Here is a 14,718-nt window from a genome sequence, read left to right on the forward strand (position 1 = left end):
TTGTGGATGACTGTCGCCGTACCTGCCTTGCGACCCGAAGGCACCATCGCCCTGATCGCCCCCGCCGGCCCCGCCACCCTGGACGTCGAAAAAGCCGGCCAATGGATGCGCGCCCGCGGCTACGACCTGCGCATCTTCCCCGGCGTCTATGAGCGCGACGGCTACCTCGCCGGTAGCGATAAAACCCGCCTCGCCGACCTTCACAAAGCCTTTGCCGACCCTGAAATCGATGCGATCTTCTGCTTGCGCGGCGGCTACGGCACGCCACGCTTGCTCGACAGCCTGGACTTCAACCTGCTGCGGGCCAACCCCAAACCCTTCGTGGGTTACAGCGACATCACCGCGCTGCACCTGGCAATCAGCCGCTACGCAGGTTTTGTGACCTTTCACGGCCCGATGCTGAATGCCGACCTGCTCGGCGGCAAGCAACAACCCACCGAGTCCTCCCTGTTCAGCCTGCTGCGCGGCCAACTGGGCGCCGGCAGCGAGTTGGTGCACCCGGTGGCCTACCCGTTGACCACCACCGAGCCTGGCATCGCCTGCGGGCGCTTGCTGGGCGGCAACCTGTCTATGATCGCCGCGGTGATGGGCACGCCTTACGAAATCGACGCCGACGGCATCATCCTGTTGATCGAAGACGTCAACGAGCCGATCTATCGCATCGACCGCCTGCTCACGCACCTGCGTCTGGCGGGCAAGCTGGCGCAGGTTGCCGGCGTGCTGGTGGGGGATGTGGCGGGCGTGGATAACGTGGCGTTGGAGCGGCTGTTGAAGCAGACCTTTGCGCCGCTGGGCGTTCCGGTATTGGCCGGCTGGCGCAGTGGGCATTGTGATCCGAACCTGACCTTGCCGATGGGCGCGTTGGTGAGGCTGGATGCGGGGGAGCAGCGGGTGGTGTTGGAGCAGGATGTAGTGCTTAAGCCTTGAGTTTGAGGTTGCCTGTCAGGCCGTCTTCGCAGGCAAGCCAGCTCCCACACTTGGAACATATTCCCCTGTGGGAGCTGGCTTGCCTGCGATAACGGTAGTTGCCGTGCGACGGTTTACCGGTTCTGCAGCGATTCCAGCAGTTTCACCGTCGGATACCCATCCGCCGGCCAGCCCAGCGCCTGCTGCGCCGCACGAATCGCCTTGCGCGTGTTGGCGCCGATAATCCCGTCCGGGTTGCCCGCGTCATAGCCGTTGGCACTCAGGGCCGTCTGCAGGTCGATGCGCTGCGATCGGCTCAGCGGCAGCTCATCTTTTGGCCAATCGCCACGAATCACACCACCGCCACCGAAGCGTTCCGACAACAGGCCTACCGCCAGTGCATAGGACGACGAGTTGTTGTACTTGAGGATCGCGCGGAAGTTATCCAGCACCAGGAACGCCGGGCCACGATAACCCGCCGGCAGCAGCAGGGCGGCGGACAGTTGGTCGACGTTGGGCGGCATGCTTGCGCCCGGTGGCAGTTGGATGCCCAGTTTCAGCCATTCAGCGACCGTCTTGCGGATACCGCCGTCGGCCAGGGCGTAATCGAAGTTCGCCGGCAGTTGTTTCACCTCAAAGCCCCACGGCTGGCCTTTCTGCCAGCCGGAGCTTTGCAGATAGTGTGCGGTGGAGGCGAGGGCATCGGACGGGCTGTTCCAGATATCGCGGCGACCGTCGCCGTCGAAGTCCACGGCGTGGGTGTTGTAGGTGGTCGGGATAAATTGGGTCTGGCCCATGGCGCCGGCCCAGGAGCCTTTCATCTGGTCGGCCTGGATATCGCCGTGCTGGATGATCTGCAGCGCCGCCAGCAACTGCGCCTGCGCGAACGCCGGGCGACGGCCTTCGTAGGCCAGGGTCGCCAAGGAGCGGATCACCGAGTTGTTGCCCTGGAATTGGCCGAAGTTGCTTTCCATGCCCCATACCGATACCAGCGCCTGGCGGTCGACGCCATAACGTTGTTCGATGCTTTGCAGGATATCGGCGTACTTGACCAGCAATGCCTGGCCGTTACGCACGCGCACGGGCGAGAGGGCGCCATCGAGGTATTCCCACACCGGCCGGGAAAATTCCGGCTGGCTGCGGTCGGCGCGGATCACCGCCATATCGGGGGTGACGTCGGCGAAGGCGGTATCGAACACGGCGGGGGTGATACCGGCCTGCAGGGCCTGCACACGAAAGGCTGCCTGCCATTCGGCGAAGGTCTGGGTCGGTTGGATATCAAGATTATCCACAGCCAGCGGGGCCACGACAGCGGGCGCTACCACTGGTGCGGTCTGGAGCTTGGGCAGCGGTTGAGCGTCGGCGGCGGTGGGTTTCTCCGCGCAGGCGACAAGCAGAATGAGGCTGGAGGCAGCGATCAATTGGCGAAGGTGCCAGCGACGGGAAAGACTAGAGGGCATGCACAGGTCCAGGGATTACAAATCAGGTGCAGACCTTATCATGCCAGAGGGGCGCTTGCCTTCAGGCAGCCAGAAAGTAAGAAGCCTCCCAGCTATTAGACTGGAAGGCTTCGCGGCGGTAGCTGCCTTTGCCCTTGCCGGCGCGTTCCTGACGGCTGCGGAACAGTGGCTGGGCGATGATGGATTTGGCCTTGTTGGGGCCATGCTTGGATGGCTTTTTGCTCATGATCGGTACTCTCGACAGGTGGGATGAAGCGGTGCGAATCATCTGCCGAAGTTGGGCTGCTGTAAAGCCCGGCGATAGGTAGGAAAGTCACGCATCACCTGTAGGAGCCGGCTTGCCGGCGATGGCGGTCTTAGGATCACCGTTACCGTCAACGGCCCCATGCCCAGCAAGCCGGCGCCTACAGAGGGCGTTGGTTATTCGGCGGGGAGGGTCAGGCGCTGGCCGGCCATCAACAGCGACAAACGGCTCAGGCTCATCCACGGCGAACCCGCCGCCTGGCCTTTGATCTGCGCATCGATTCGCTGCGCTTCCAGCAGCAATTGCGCCCAGCGTTGCGCCGAGTGCCGTTGCAGCGCTTTGCTCATCAGCGGCTTGCGCTTGTCCCATACCGGTGGCCGGGCTTGGCTGAAGGCTTTGTCCAATGGCGTGCCCTGGCTGTATTGCAGGGCAATATTGGCCAGTACCCGCAGTTCCCGGGCCAGGGCCCAAAGAATCACCGGCGGCTCCACGCCTTCGCCGCGCAGGCCTTCCAGCATGCGCAGCGCGTGGGCGGGTTCGCCATTGAGGATCGCGTCCACCAGCCCGAATACATCAAAGCGTGCGCTATCCGCCACAGCGCCCTGGACGGTCTCGACGGTTATCTGCCCGTCTTCGGCCATCAGCTTGAGCTTTTCGATCTCCTGGGCGGCGGCCAGCAAGTTGCCTTCGACCCGAGCCGCGATCAGCTCCACTGCATCCTGGGTCGCCGACAGCCCGGATTGGGACAGGCGTTGGCGAATCCATTGCGGCAGCTGGCTGCTGTCCACCGGCCAGATCTGGATGAACTGGGTCTGCGCCCCTTCCACCAAGGCCTTGCCCCATTTGGTTTTCTGCGCGCTGCCGTCGAGCTTGGGCAGGCTGATCAACAGCACCGTGTCTTCGGCCGGTCGCGAGCAGTATTCCATCAGGGCGGCGGCGCCTTTGTCGCCAGGCTTGCCCGACGGCAGGCGCAGTTCCAGCAGGCGTTTTTCGGCGAACAGCGACATGCTCGCGCCGGCTTGCAGCAACGTGCCCCAATCGAAACTGGCGTCGGCGCTGAAGACCTGGCGTTCGTCGAAACCTTGCTGGCGTGCAGCGGTGCGAATGGCGTCGGCGGCTTCCTGGCACAGCAGCGGGTCATCACCGCTGACAATGTAGACAGGCGCAAGGCCACCTTGCAGGTGTTTGGCGAGTTGAGCGGGGGCGAGTTTCATAGGCAGGGTAAACGGGGCGCTTGGGGCGCCCCGTTTGGCTTACTCGACAGGGACTTCAACAGGCGACTGTTTCGGCGTGTTGTCTTCGTACTCTTTGGCAGCTTTCAGCGCGTCGGCATCAGCCTTGGCCTTGTCGTCAGCGCGTTGCTGCAAGGTTTCAAGTTGTTCCGGAGTGATCATCGACAGGCGCAGAACCATGCGCTGCACCAGCTCGCGACGCATTTCCTTGCGCACCTGGATGATTTCGGAATCCGAACCCACCAGGTTGTTGCCGTCGTGGCTGACGATTTTCTGGATCTGGACGTCGTCACTCATCAATGGCAGGTGGTCGCGGCCCTGGACTTCAAAGCTGAGCACGGTGCTCAGTTCGATGTCGGATGCACGGCCAGCGCTGGCGTAGCTCAGGTTGCGCTGGGTTTGCTTTTCATTGGCCAGGAACAGCTTGTAGGTCGCGCCGGTGTAGACGTGAACGCCGCTGTTTTCCAGGACCTGACGCAGCTGGGTCACTGTCTCGCTGTAGGCGTCACGGGCACTGACGTCCAGTTCCTTGATCGCCAGTTCGTTGGTGCCGGTACCGCGCAGCTGGAAGCCGCAAGCGCTCAGCAGCACGGCAAGGCCCATAACCAGCAAATTGCGTTTGATCATTTTGTTGCTCCCCTTGAAACCATGTGGGCCTTATCGAGGCCCTGAAGGCTTTGTTCGGCGCAGGGCTCAAGCCCTGCGCCCGATCCGATTAGCTAGCGACGATATTGACCAGTTTGCCAGGCACCACGATCACTTTGCGGATCGTCAGGCCTTCGGTAAAGCGCAGCACGTTCTCGTTGACGCGGGCAGCCGCCTCGACGTCTTCGCGGCTGGCGGTGGCCGGCATGTCGATCTGGCCACGCAGTTTACCGTTGACCTGGATCACCAGTTGCAGGGTGTCCTGTACCAGGGCGCTGTCATCCTGTACCGGCCAGCGCGCATCGATGACGGCGTCGCTGTGGCCCAGGCGGTTCCACAGGTCGTGGCTGATGTGCGGCGTGATCGGGGCCAGTAGCAGGGTGACCGTTTCCAGGCCTTCCTGTACCAGCGCACGGTCCTGCTCAGTGACCTGTGGCGCTTTTTCCAGCACGTTCATCAGCGTCATCACCTGGGCGATGGCGGTGTTGAATTTGTGGTTCTGGCCCACGTCCTGGCTGGCTTGCTTAATGGCCAGGTGGGTACTGCGGCGAATGAGCTTCTGCTCGTCGCTCAAGGCTGCCACGTCCAGTTTGCCCGGCAGGCCCTGGCTGATGTGGGCGTGCGCCAGGCGCCAGACGCGCTTGAGGAAACGGTGCGAGCCTTCAACGCCGGAGTCGGACCATTCGGCGCTCATGTCAGGCGGCGAGGCGAACATCATGAACAGGCGGCAGGTGTCGGCGCCGAACTGATCGATCATCGACTGCGGGTCAACGCCGTTGTTCTTCGACTTGGCCATCTTCTCGGTGCCGCCGATTTCCACCGGCAGGCCGTCGGCGATCAGCTTGGCGCTGATGACCTTGGCTTTGCTGTCGCGCTCAAGCTCGACGTCCGCCGGGTTGAACCAGGTGTAGGCGCCATTGGCTTCGCGGCGATAGTAAGTCTCGGCGACCACCATGCCCTGGGTCAGCAGGTTCTTGAACGGCTCATCGGAGCTCACCAGGCCTTCGTCACGCATCAGCTTGTGGAAGAAGCGCGCGTACAACAGGTGAAGGATGGCGTGTTCGATACCGCCGATGTACTGGTCCACCGGCAGCCAGTGGTCAGCCGCGGATTTTTCTACCAGGCCGCCCTCATAGTGCGGCGAGGCGTAGCGGGCGTAGTACCACGAGGACTCGACGAAGGTGTCCATGGTGTCGGTTTCACGCTTGGCAGGCTGGCCGCATTTCGGGCAGTTGCACTCGTAGAACTCGGGCATGCGCGCCAATGGCGAACCGGCGCCGTCCGGCACCACGTCTTCCGGCAGGACGACTGGCAGTTGGTCTTCCGGTACTGGCACGTCGCCACAGCTTTCGCAGTGGATGATCGGGATCGGGCAGCCCCAGTAGCGCTGGCGGCTGATACCCCAGTCGCGCAGGCGGAACTGGGTGCGCGAGGCACCGAGGTTTTTCTTGATCAAGGCGACTTCAATGGCGTCGAAGGCGCCTTGGAAGTCCAGGCCATCAAACTCGCCGGAATTGATCAGCTCACCGTGCTCGCCGTAGGCGTCTTGCCACGGGGGCGGGTTGGTGTCGCCCGAACTGGTGCGCACCACGGATTTGATCGGCAGGCTGTACTTGGTGGCGAATTCGAAATCGCGCTCGTCGTGAGCCGGCACAGCCATGACGGCGCCATCGCCGTAGTGCATCAACACGTAGTTGGCGACCCATACCGGCAGCTTTTCACCGGTGAGCGGGTGCTCGACGAACAGGCCGGTCGGCAGGCCTTTTTTCTCCTGGGTGGCGACGTCGGCCTCGGCCACGCTGCCGCCTTTGCATTCGGTGATGAAAGCCTGCAGCTCAGGGTTGTTCTGTGCAGCCTGGGTGGCCAGCGGGTGTTCGGCGGCCACAGCGACGTAGGTCGCGCCCATCAGGGTATCTGGGCGGGTGGTGAAGACTTTGAGTGCGCCCGCTTCGCCGATCGAGTCAACGTTGTACGGGAACTGCACTTCCATGCCCTTGGACTTGCCGATCCAGTTGCGCTGCATGGTCTTGACCTGTTCAGGCCAGCCCGGCAGGTCGTCGAGGCTCGACAAGAGCTCATCCGCGTAGGCGGTGATCTTGAAGTAATACATCGGGATTTCGCGCTTTTCGATCAGCGCGCCGGAACGCCAGCCGCGACCGTCGATCACTTGTTCGTTGGCCAGTACGGTCTGGTCGATCGGGTCCCAGTTCACGGTGCCGCTTTTCTTGTAGATCACACCTTTTTCGAACAGGCGCGTGAACAGCCATTGTTCCCAGCGGTAGTAGTCCGGCTTGCAGGTGGTCACTTCGCGGGACCAGTCCACCGCCAGGCCCAGGCTGCGCAGCTGGCTCTTCATGTAGGCGATGTTTTCGTAGGTCCACTTGGCGGGGGCCACGTTGTTTTTCATCGCGGCGTTTTCCGCCGGCATGCCGAAGGCGTCCCAACCCATGGGTTGCAGGACGTTCTTGCCTTGCATGCGCTGGTAACGGGAAATCACGTCGCCGATGGTGTAGTTACGCACGTGCCCCATGTGTAGCTTGCCGCTGGGGTAAGGGAACATCGATAGGCAGTAGTAAGTCTCCTTGCCTGGCTGTTCACTGACTTCAAAGGACTTTTGCTCGTCCCAGAAGGTTTGGGCGGCATTTTCTATTTCACGGGGCTGATATTGTTCGTGCATGGCTACTTTTGAACTGAATAGGGGTGGCCTAATCCTCTTCGGTGCAACATTCAGGTTGATCGACACCAAAAAGCGGCGCGTCCGTGCCCAAACCCTGCGGGAAGTGGAGTTACAGGAAGCGCCGTAGCATACATGACCCCACTCTATCGAGGGAAACCCTGATTGCGCCGGCAGGGCCGTCTGTCGCGGCGCCAGGCAGGTGCAGCCATGGGGGCTACGCTGTTTATTGGGGAGTGAGTCATATCTTCAATGAGGTGAGGGGATGGTTGAATCGCAGCGAATCGTAACGAAACCGGATATCTACGAAGGACTGATCGACCGATTGGGTCGTGCATTGGATGCAGCGAGGACAGCGGGCCGATTGCGTGATGAACGGCCTGTTGAGTTGGAACTGCGTGGGCTTAGCCGCGCGGAGCTGGAACTGATCAATGCTTATCTGGAACGCAATGGGCGCAGTGCGCCTCCCTGGGTGGCAACCCCGCCAGTCAAGGAGCCTACGCATTCAGCCAAGGTGGTGTGGCTCAAGGACTTGTCGGCCGGTCGTGGCCCGGAAAAGCTCCGGTCCGCCCGCTACAAGTAATTCACTCCCCCCTGAACTGCATCATCGCTCTATGTCACTGCAAGACAGGTCACCGTAAAGATTGTCGCTAAACCCCGTTACACCTTAGGCTTCGGGCATCTATGGAGATGCCCGATGCCTATTCGTTACTTCATCAAACAACTGCTCCTGCCGCCCGGCATTCTCTTGCTGCTGTTGGCCCTTGCCTGGTGGTTTCGTCGCAGCCGCCCGCGCTTGGCCGCGTGCTGCTTTGCCCTGGGCCTGGGCGGCATGTGGCTGATCAGCCTGCCGGTGATGGTGGAGTGGGGGGCTCGTGCCCTGGAAACCGAGCCGCCGCTGGCCCGCGAGGACTGGAGCACCCTGGCCCAGCGTGCCGATGCCATCGTGGTGTTGGGGTCGGGGCGTGAGCGCGGTGACCCGGCGTGGGGCACCGACCAACCCACCGGTACCGGCCTGGAGCGTCAGCGTTACGCCGCACGACTGGCCAAGGCCTCCGGGCTGCCGGTGCTGACCACCGGCGGCCTGCATTACGGCACGCCGCCCAGCGAGGCCGAGTTGATGGCCGTGTCGATGCAGGAGGACTTCGGCGTGGCGGTGCGCTGGAAAGAAGAACGCAGCCGTACCACTTGGGAAAATGCGCAGATGAGCGCCGAGATTCTGCTGCCGGAGGGGATCAAGCGCGTGGTGGTGGTGACCCAGGCCTGGCACATGCCGCGTTCGGTGTGGAGCTTCGAGAAGGCCGGCTTTACCGTGGTGCCGGCGCCCGTGGGGTTTCTGGGGGTGGACAACGCCAGGCCGCTGGGCGGGTGGATGCCGGAGTTTGTAGCGGTGTGGCGCAGCGGGCAGTTGATCAATGAAGCGGCGGGGCAGATAGGTTACCGATTGTTCTACCGATAACACCGCACATGCAAATGTGGGAGTTGGCTTGCCTGCGATGGCAGACTGCCGGCCGGCCCATTTGCTGGCTGACCCACCGCTATCGCAGGCCCGCCAGCTCCCACATTGTCATGTGCCTGTCGGTCAAACGGTCTTGGACATCCGGCCCGCCAGCAGCGCCCAGCCAAACAGCCCCAGGCACACAATGATCAACGGCCACGAACGCCAGTGCAGGTACGGCGTAAGGTTGTGCATCGGCACCACTTCCCCGTAAAGGATGCCGCGCTCGAATTGCGGGATCTGCGCGGTGATCTGCCCAAACGGGTTGATCAGGCCGGTCACGCCATTGTTGGTGGCGCGGATCATCCAGCGGCCGGCTTCCAGCGCACGCATCTGTGCCATTTGCAGGTGCTGCAGCGGGCCGATGGAGCGGCCGAACCAGGTGTCGTTGCTGATGGTCAGCAACAGATCGCTCTGGGCTGACAGGCCTGCAGCGAATTCCGGGTACACCACTTCGTAGCAAATGAACGGCGCAATCTGATAGCCCTTGGCCTGCAGCATCGCCTGGTCGGACGGGCCGCGCGCGAAGTCCGACATCGGCAGGTCGAAGAAGGCGATCAAGCCGCGCAGCATGTCCTGCAGCGGCACGTATTCGCCGAACGGCACCAGTTTCTGCTTGAGGTAGGTGCCGTCGCCTTCGCCGACCACGGTGATGCCGTTGAAGTAGCGCTTCTGGTGATGCACTTCCTGGCGGATCGGCACGCCGGTGATCAGCGCGGTGTGCCGGTCGGCGGCGAATTTGCCCATCATGCCCAAGTAGCCCTCGACAGACTCCTTGAGCACCGGCACTGCTGTTTCTGGCCACACCAATAGGTCGACGGGCTTGGAGCTGAAGCTCATGTCGCGGTACAGCGCGAGCTGTGCATTGAGCTGCTCCGGGTCCCATTTCATGCTTTGTTCGACATTGCCCTGGATGGCCGCTACGGTCAGTGGCGCACCCGAAGGCGCCGTCCAGGCGTGGTGCTTGAGCGCCAGGCCGATGGCCCAGGGCGCAACCAGCAACACCAGGCCCGCACCGATAAATGCGTTGCGCTTGCCAGCCAGCAGGCGCGGCAGGTTGCACAGCAAGGCTGCCGTGAGTGCCAGGGCAAAGGAGATCAGCCACATGCCACCCACTGGGGCCAAGCCCGTCAGCGGACCGTCGAGTTGGCTGTAGCCGGAGTACAACCACGGGAAACCAGTGAGGAACCAGCCGCGAAACGCTTCCTGGCCCACCCACAGCGCGGCAAACGTCAGCGCATCGGCCAATGGCGCTTCATTGCGACGCAACCAGCGGGCCCACAGCCAGGCGGGCAGGGCGAAGAACCAGGCAATCGCGGCGGTGAACAGCAGCATCAAGAACCCGGCCAGCAGCACCGAAGCGCCGCCGAAATGGTGGATGCTGTAGTAGATCCAGCTGGTTCCGGCGCCGAACAGGCCGAAACCAAAACACCAACCACGCCCCAGGGCCTGGCGCGGGCTCAGGTCCCGCAGCCCCACGTAGAACAAGCCGACCGCGACCAGCGCAAACGGCCACAGGTCGAACGGCGCCAGCGCCAGGGTGGTGATGGCGCCGGCCACCACGGCCAGCAGATTACCGGGCCAGCCGGGGCGGGTTAGGCGCTGCATGTCATTCCTTAGCGGGCAATGGGTGTCAGGCGGATCAGATGGATCCTGCGGCTATCGGCATTCAGGATGCGGAAGCGATAAGCGCCGATCTCGGTGGTTTCGTTACGCTTGGGCAGGTGCCCGAACGCACTCATCACCAGGCCGCCGACGGTGTCGAACTCGTCGTCGGAGAATTCGCTGTCGAAGAACTCGTTGAAGTTCTCGATCGGCGTCAGCGCCTTGATCAGGAAGTCACCGCTGGGCAGCGGCTTGATGTAGCTGTCTTCTTCGACGTCATGTTCGTCTTCGATGTCGCCGACGATCTGTTCCAGCACGTCTTCAATGGTCACCAGGCCGGCCACGCCGCCGTATTCGTCGATCACAATGGCCATGTGATTGTGGTTGGCGCGGAACTCACGCAGCAACACGTTCAGGCGCTTGGATTCAGGCACGAAGGTGGCCGGACGCAGCAGGTCCTTGATGTTGAAGCTGTCGCCGTTCTCCTTGAGGATGAGCGGCAGCAGGTCCTTGGCCAGCAGGACACCCATGACGTCGTCATGGCTTTCACCGATCACCGGGTAGCGCGAGTGCGCCGAGTCGATCACGGCCGGGAGAAACTCCCGTGGGGTCTGGGTCGCCTTGATGCTGATCATCTGCGAGCGCGGGACCATGATGTCGCGTACTTGCAGGTCAGCCACCTGGATGGCGCCTTCGACGATGGCCAGCGCTTCGCTGTCCAGCAACTTGTTCTGATGGGCCTCGCGCAGCAGCTCAAGCAGCTCCTGGCGGTTTTTCGGCTCGTGGGCAAAAGCCTGGGTCAGTTTACCCAGCCATGACTTCTGCCCGTTGCTCGATCGGTCTTCGCTCATAGCGATTACTCTGAATCCTTTATTGTTACAGTTGAGTGTTTTTAAACGTCGTCGTCTGCATACGGGTCCGGATGACCCAATTCTGCAAGCAACGTTTGTTCCAGTGTTTCCATTTCCTCGGCTTCGTCATCGTCTATATGGTCGTAACCCAAGAGATGCAAGCAGCCGTGGATGACTAGATGGGCCCAATGGGCTTCTAGTTCCTTGCCTTGTTCCTTCGCCTCGCGCTCCACCACCTCGACACAGATGACCAGGTCGCCCAGCAAGGGGATATCCAGCAGTTCATCCGGCACGTCGGCGGGGAAGGACAGCACGTTGGTCGCGTAATCCTTCTGGCGCCAGGTGTGGTTCAGCTCGCGGCCCTCGGGCTCGTCGACCAGTCGAATAGTCAGTTCCGAGTCGGCGGTGCGCTGGCGCAGGGCCAGGGCGCACCATTGACGGAACTGGGCTTCGCTGGGGGCGGGCGCTTCGGTGGCCAGTTGCAGGTCTAGCTCAAGCATCGCGGCGAACGTCCTTGGCCGGCGCGTCGTCGCGATGGTCGAAGCGCTCGTAGGCCTCGACAATGCGCTGCACCAGCGGGTGGCGGACCACGTCCTTGGGCATGAAGTGCGTGAAGCTGATGCCCGGCACGTCCTTGAGCACCTCGATCACCTGGGCCAGGCCTGACTTGGTGCCCTTGGGCAGGTCGACCTGGGTGACGTCGCCGGTGATCACGGCGGTGGAGCCGAAACCGATCCGGGTGAGGAACATCTTCATTTGCTCGACGGTAGTGTTCTGACTTTCGTCGAGGATGATGAAGCTGTTGTTCAGGGTGCGGCCGCGCATGTAGGCCAGCGGGGCGATCTCGATCACCTGGCGCTCGATCAGCTTGGCTACGTACTCAAAGCCGAGCATCTCGTAGAGTGCGTCGTAGAGCGGGCGCAGGTACGGGTCGATCTTCTGGGCCAGGTCGCCGGGCAGGAAGCCGAGCTTTTCGCCAGCCTCGACCGCCGGGCGCACCAGCAGGATGCGGCGTACTTGCTCGCGCTCCAGGGCGTCGACCGCACAGGCCACGGCCAGGTAGGTCTTGCCGGTACCGGCTGGGCCGATGCCGAAGTTGATGTCGTTGCCGAGGATTTCCTTGACGTACTTCTGCTGATTCAAGCCGCGTGGGCGAATCATGCCTTTTTTGGTCCGCAGGGCCACGCTGGCTTCGGCCACAGGGTTGTTGGCCAGGTCTTCCACCGCCGATTCCTGCAGGTACAGGTGCACCGTTTCCGGCGACAGCTCACTGCCCTTGGTTTCGCGGTAGAGACGGCGCAGCAGGTTTTCTGCGGACGTGGTGTGTTGAGGTTCACCAATGAGCTCGAACTGATTGCCGCGGTTGCGGATCTCGATGCTCAGGCGTTGTTCGATCAAGCGCAGGTGCTCGTCGAACTGTCCGCACAGGTTGGCGAAACGGCGAGCCTCAAAGGGCTCGAGGAGAAAATGATGGGGTTCTACTGTGGGTGCGTTCAAGGTCGCTTTTAGCCGCCCTTTGGCTGTTGAGGTGAAAGAGAGAATAACGCCAGCCGCCCGTGCGCGAAAGCACTTAAATATCCTGGCCCCGAACATCAATAACAATGAAGAACCCCTGTGGGAGCTGGCTTGCCTGCGATGAGGCCGGCACATCCAAAAGGGAGGCTGACTATTACACCGCCATCGCAGGCAAGCCAGCTCCCACATTTGATCCTCATTTATCTTGAGAACGTTTGTGTCAGTTGATCAGTGAACCCCGCAGCGAGTGCGGCTGCGCCGCATCGATGTGCACATCGGCAAACTGGCCGATCAGGGTCGGATTATCGCAACGGAAGTTTACGATTCGGTTGTTCTCGGTACGGCCCTGCAGCTCGCCCGGGTCTTTTTTCGAGTAGTCGGTGACCAGGATGCGCTGGGTGGAACCGACCATTTGTCGGCTGATCTCGAAACCCTGCTGGTTCAAGCGATGTTGCAGGGCATTGAGACGCTCTTTTTTCAGCGCTTCCGGGGTGTCATCCGCCAGGTCGGCGGCCGGGGTGCCGGGGCGCTGGCTGTAGACGAATGAATAAGAGAAGTCGAAACCGACGTCCTCGATCAACTTCATGGTCTGCTCGAAGTCTTTTTCGGTTTCACCGGGGAAGCCGACGATAAAGTCCGAACTGATGCAGATGCCCGGCACCGCCGCGCGCAATTTGCGCAGTTTGGATTTGTATTCCAGGGCGGTGTGGTTGCGCTTCATGGCCGCCAGGATGCGGTCCGAACCCGATTGCACCGGCAGGTGCAGGTGCTTGACCAGTTCCGGCACTTCCGCGTGGGCCTGGATCAGGCTGTCGGAGAACTCCAGCGGGTGCGAGGTGGTGTAGCGAATCCGCTCGATACCGTCCACGGCAGCCACCACGCGGATCAGCTCCGCCAGGTCGGCCAGGCGGCCATCGTCGGTGAGGCCACGGTAACCGTTGACGTTCTGGCCCAGCAGGGTCACTTCGCGCACGCCGTTTTCGGCCAGGTGGATGATTTCCGACAGTACGTCGTCAAACGGCCGACTGACTTCTTCGCCACGGGTGTAAGGCACCACGCAGAAGGTGCAGTACTTGCTGCAGCCTTCCATGACCGACACATAGGCGCTTGGCCCATCGATACGTGGTTCGGGCAAGTGGTCGAATTTTTCGATTTCCGGGAACGACACGTCGACCTGCGGCAGCTTGGTGAAGCGTGCGGCGTCGATCATTTCCGGCAAGCGGTGCAGGGTCTGCGGGCCGAAGACCACATCGACATAGGGCGCGCGGTCCCGGATCGCGGCGCCTTCCTGGCTGGCCACGCAACCGCCGACGGCGATCACCATGTCCGGGTTGGCCAGTTTCAATTCGCGCCAGCGGCCCAGCTGCGAGTACACACGGTCTTGTGCCCGTTCGCGGATCGAGCAGGTATTGAGCAGGATCACGTCGGCATCTTCGGCGCGGGCGGTGACTTCCAGGGCCTGGTGTTCGCCCAGCAGATCGACCATGCGCGAGCTGTCGTACTCGTTCATCTGGCAACCGTGGGTTTCGATGTAAAGCTTCTTGGCCATGGGGATCGTCAACTGGTGGTAAAGAACCGCGCATTATAGGGGGCATGCCCATTGGTTCCTAGCGTTGTGCATCGGGTGCCATGCTATAGTTCGCGCCCTCTTTTATATCCCCGATGTGTTGTTCGCCCACCATGACCAAACGTGAAGCTCCAATCTACAAGGTGATTTTCCTCAACCAGGGCCAGGTGTTCGAAATGTACGCCAAGCAGATCTATCAGAGCGATCTGTGGGGTTTCCTGGAGGTGGAAGAGTTCGTCTTTGGCGAGCGCACCCAATTGGTCGTCGACCCGGGCGAAGAGAAACTCAAGGCTCAGTTTGAAGGCGTGGTGCGCAGTTTTGTGCCGATGCATTCGATTGTTCGCATCGATGAAGTCGAGCGCCTGGGCACGCCGAAGATCAGCGAGGCACGGGGCACCAGCAATGTGATGCCGTTTCCGATGCCGATGCCTGAGAAGTAGGGCTTCAGACCGCGTCGCGCCCATCGCAGGCAAGCCAGCTCCCACAGCTGACCGCAGTCCTTCGCTGGAACTCGATCGAGT

14 protein-coding genes are annotated in these 14,718 nt (G+C 61.9%); 4 read left to right on the forward strand and 10 right to left on the reverse strand.

The genetic code is table 11. From position 1 onward, the window contains the following. Nucleotides 1–6: 6 nt before the first annotated feature. Nucleotides 7–927 (forward strand): S66 peptidase family protein, encoded by a 921-nt coding sequence (locus KHP07_RS27625; protein WP_214498389.1) that lies wholly within the window; start codon nt 7–9, stop codon nt 925–927. Between the two features lie 113 nt (nt 928–1,040). Here KHP07_RS27625 and KHP07_RS27630 read toward each other — a convergent pair whose 3' ends face one another. From KHP07_RS27630 to leuS, 5 genes are all read right to left on the reverse strand, one after another. Next, nucleotides 1,041–2,366, reverse strand: coding sequence for a lytic murein transglycosylase (locus KHP07_RS27630; protein ID WP_078050329.1), 1,326 nt, complete (start codon nt 2,364–2,366; stop codon nt 1,041–1,043). 61 nt (nt 2,367–2,427) lie between these two features. Continuing rightward, the gene (gene arfA, locus KHP07_RS27635; RefSeq protein WP_003176285.1) at nt 2,428–2,592 is read right to left on the reverse strand and encodes an alternative ribosome rescue factor ArfA; all 165 of its coding nucleotides are present in this window, start codon (nt 2,590–2,592) and stop codon (nt 2,428–2,430) included. A gap of 194 nt (nt 2,593–2,786) precedes the next feature. Further along, a complete protein-coding gene (holA, locus tag KHP07_RS27640; protein WP_078050328.1) occupies nt 2,787–3,824 on the reverse strand; it encodes a DNA polymerase III subunit delta in 1,038 nt (345 codons plus the stop codon). Nucleotides 3,825–3,863: 39 nt separating this feature from the next. After that, the gene (locus KHP07_RS27645) at nt 3,864–4,469 is read right to left on the reverse strand and encodes an LPS-assembly lipoprotein LptE (protein ID WP_099491074.1); all 606 of its coding nucleotides are present in this window, start codon (nt 4,467–4,469) and stop codon (nt 3,864–3,866) included. Between the two features lie 88 nt (nt 4,470–4,557). Continuing rightward, nucleotides 4,558–7,164 (reverse strand): leucine--tRNA ligase, encoded by a 2,607-nt coding sequence (gene leuS / locus KHP07_RS27650; RefSeq protein ID WP_214498390.1) that lies wholly within the window; start codon nt 7,162–7,164, stop codon nt 4,558–4,560. Between the two features lie 262 nt (nt 7,165–7,426). Between leuS and KHP07_RS27655 the strand changes: the two genes are divergently transcribed. Both KHP07_RS27655 and KHP07_RS27660 read left to right on the forward strand, forming a co-directional pair. After that, a complete protein-coding gene (locus KHP07_RS27655) occupies nt 7,427–7,744 on the forward strand; it encodes a hypothetical protein (RefSeq protein ID WP_078050325.1) in 318 nt (105 codons plus the stop codon). A gap of 114 nt (nt 7,745–7,858) precedes the next feature. After that, complete coding sequence (locus tag KHP07_RS27660; protein ID WP_214498391.1) at nt 7,859–8,620, forward strand: YdcF family protein; 762 nt, start codon at nt 7,859–7,861, stop codon at nt 8,618–8,620. Between the two features lie 123 nt (nt 8,621–8,743). On the opposite strand, the gene lnt is transcribed toward KHP07_RS27660, so the two are convergent. The 5 genes from lnt to miaB all read right to left on the reverse strand — a co-directional run bounded on the left by lnt (nt 8,744) and on the right by miaB (nt 14,179). After that, nucleotides 8,744–10,267, reverse strand: a complete 1,524-nt coding sequence (gene lnt, locus KHP07_RS27665) for an apolipoprotein N-acyltransferase (protein WP_214498392.1) — start codon at nt 10,265–10,267, stop codon at nt 8,744–8,746. A gap of 8 nt (nt 10,268–10,275) precedes the next feature. Further along, the gene (locus KHP07_RS27670) at nt 10,276–11,115 is read right to left on the reverse strand and encodes a CorC family transporter (RefSeq protein ID WP_010206772.1); all 840 of its coding nucleotides are present in this window, start codon (nt 11,113–11,115) and stop codon (nt 10,276–10,278) included. A gap of 41 nt (nt 11,116–11,156) precedes the next feature. Further along, complete coding sequence (gene ybeY / locus KHP07_RS27675) at nt 11,157–11,615, reverse strand: rRNA maturation RNase YbeY (protein WP_078050322.1); 459 nt, start codon at nt 11,613–11,615, stop codon at nt 11,157–11,159. Beyond that, entirely contained in the window at nt 11,608–12,612 is a 1,005-nt protein-coding gene (locus tag KHP07_RS27680; protein ID WP_214498393.1) for a PhoH family protein, read from the reverse strand. Before KHP07_RS27680 ends, ybeY begins: the two co-directional genes overlap by 8 nt. A 238-nt stretch (nt 12,613–12,850) precedes the next feature. Further along, a complete protein-coding gene (gene miaB, locus KHP07_RS27685) occupies nt 12,851–14,179 on the reverse strand; it encodes a tRNA (N6-isopentenyl adenosine(37)-C2)-methylthiotransferase MiaB (RefSeq protein WP_099491069.1) in 1,329 nt (442 codons plus the stop codon). A 131-nt stretch (nt 14,180–14,310) separates the two neighbouring features. On the opposite strand from miaB, the gene KHP07_RS27690 reads away from it, so the two are divergent. Then, nucleotides 14,311–14,637, forward strand: a complete 327-nt coding sequence (locus tag KHP07_RS27690) for a DUF1820 family protein (RefSeq protein WP_003194436.1) — start codon at nt 14,311–14,313, stop codon at nt 14,635–14,637. The last annotated feature ends 81 nt before the right edge of the window (nt 14,638–14,718 follow it).

Source organism: Pseudomonas sp. VS40 (assembly GCF_018587885.1).
Classification (GTDB): Bacteria; Pseudomonadota; Gammaproteobacteria; order Pseudomonadales; family Pseudomonadaceae; genus Aquipseudomonas; species Aquipseudomonas pergaminensis.

Excerpts from the sequence above, each read along its gene's own strand:
- KHP07_RS27625 (WP_214498389.1), top strand. The coding sequence starts at position 7 with ATGACTGTCGCCGTACCTGCCTTGCGACCCGAAGGCACCATCGCCCTG.
- KHP07_RS27630 (WP_078050329.1), bottom strand. The coding sequence starts at position 2,366 with ATGCCCTCTAGTCTTTCCCGTCGCTGGCACCTTCGCCAATTGATCGCT.
- arfA (WP_003176285.1), bottom strand. The coding sequence starts at position 2,592 with ATGAGCAAAAAGCCATCCAAGCATGGCCCCAACAAGGCCAAATCCATC.
- holA (WP_078050328.1), bottom strand. The coding sequence starts at position 3,824 with ATGAAACTCGCCCCCGCTCAACTCGCCAAACACCTGCAAGGTGGCCTT.
- KHP07_RS27645 (WP_099491074.1), bottom strand. The coding sequence starts at position 4,469 with ATGATCAAACGCAATTTGCTGGTTATGGGCCTTGCCGTGCTGCTGAGC.
- leuS (WP_214498390.1), bottom strand. The coding sequence starts at position 7,164 with ATGCACGAACAATATCAGCCCCGTGAAATAGAAAATGCCGCCCAAACC.
- KHP07_RS27655 (WP_078050325.1), top strand. The coding sequence starts at position 7,427 with ATGGTTGAATCGCAGCGAATCGTAACGAAACCGGATATCTACGAAGGA.
- KHP07_RS27660 (WP_214498391.1), top strand. The coding sequence starts at position 7,859 with ATGCCTATTCGTTACTTCATCAAACAACTGCTCCTGCCGCCCGGCATT.
- lnt (WP_214498392.1), bottom strand. The coding sequence starts at position 10,267 with ATGCAGCGCCTAACCCGCCCCGGCTGGCCCGGTAATCTGCTGGCCGTG.
- KHP07_RS27670 (WP_010206772.1), bottom strand. The coding sequence starts at position 11,115 with ATGAGCGAAGACCGATCGAGCAACGGGCAGAAGTCATGGCTGGGTAAA.
- ybeY (WP_078050322.1), bottom strand. The coding sequence starts at position 11,615 with ATGCTTGAGCTAGACCTGCAACTGGCCACCGAAGCGCCCGCCCCCAGC.
- miaB (WP_099491069.1), bottom strand. The coding sequence starts at position 14,179 with ATGGCCAAGAAGCTTTACATCGAAACCCACGGTTGCCAGATGAACGAG.
- KHP07_RS27690 (WP_003194436.1), top strand. The coding sequence starts at position 14,311 with ATGACCAAACGTGAAGCTCCAATCTACAAGGTGATTTTCCTCAACCAG.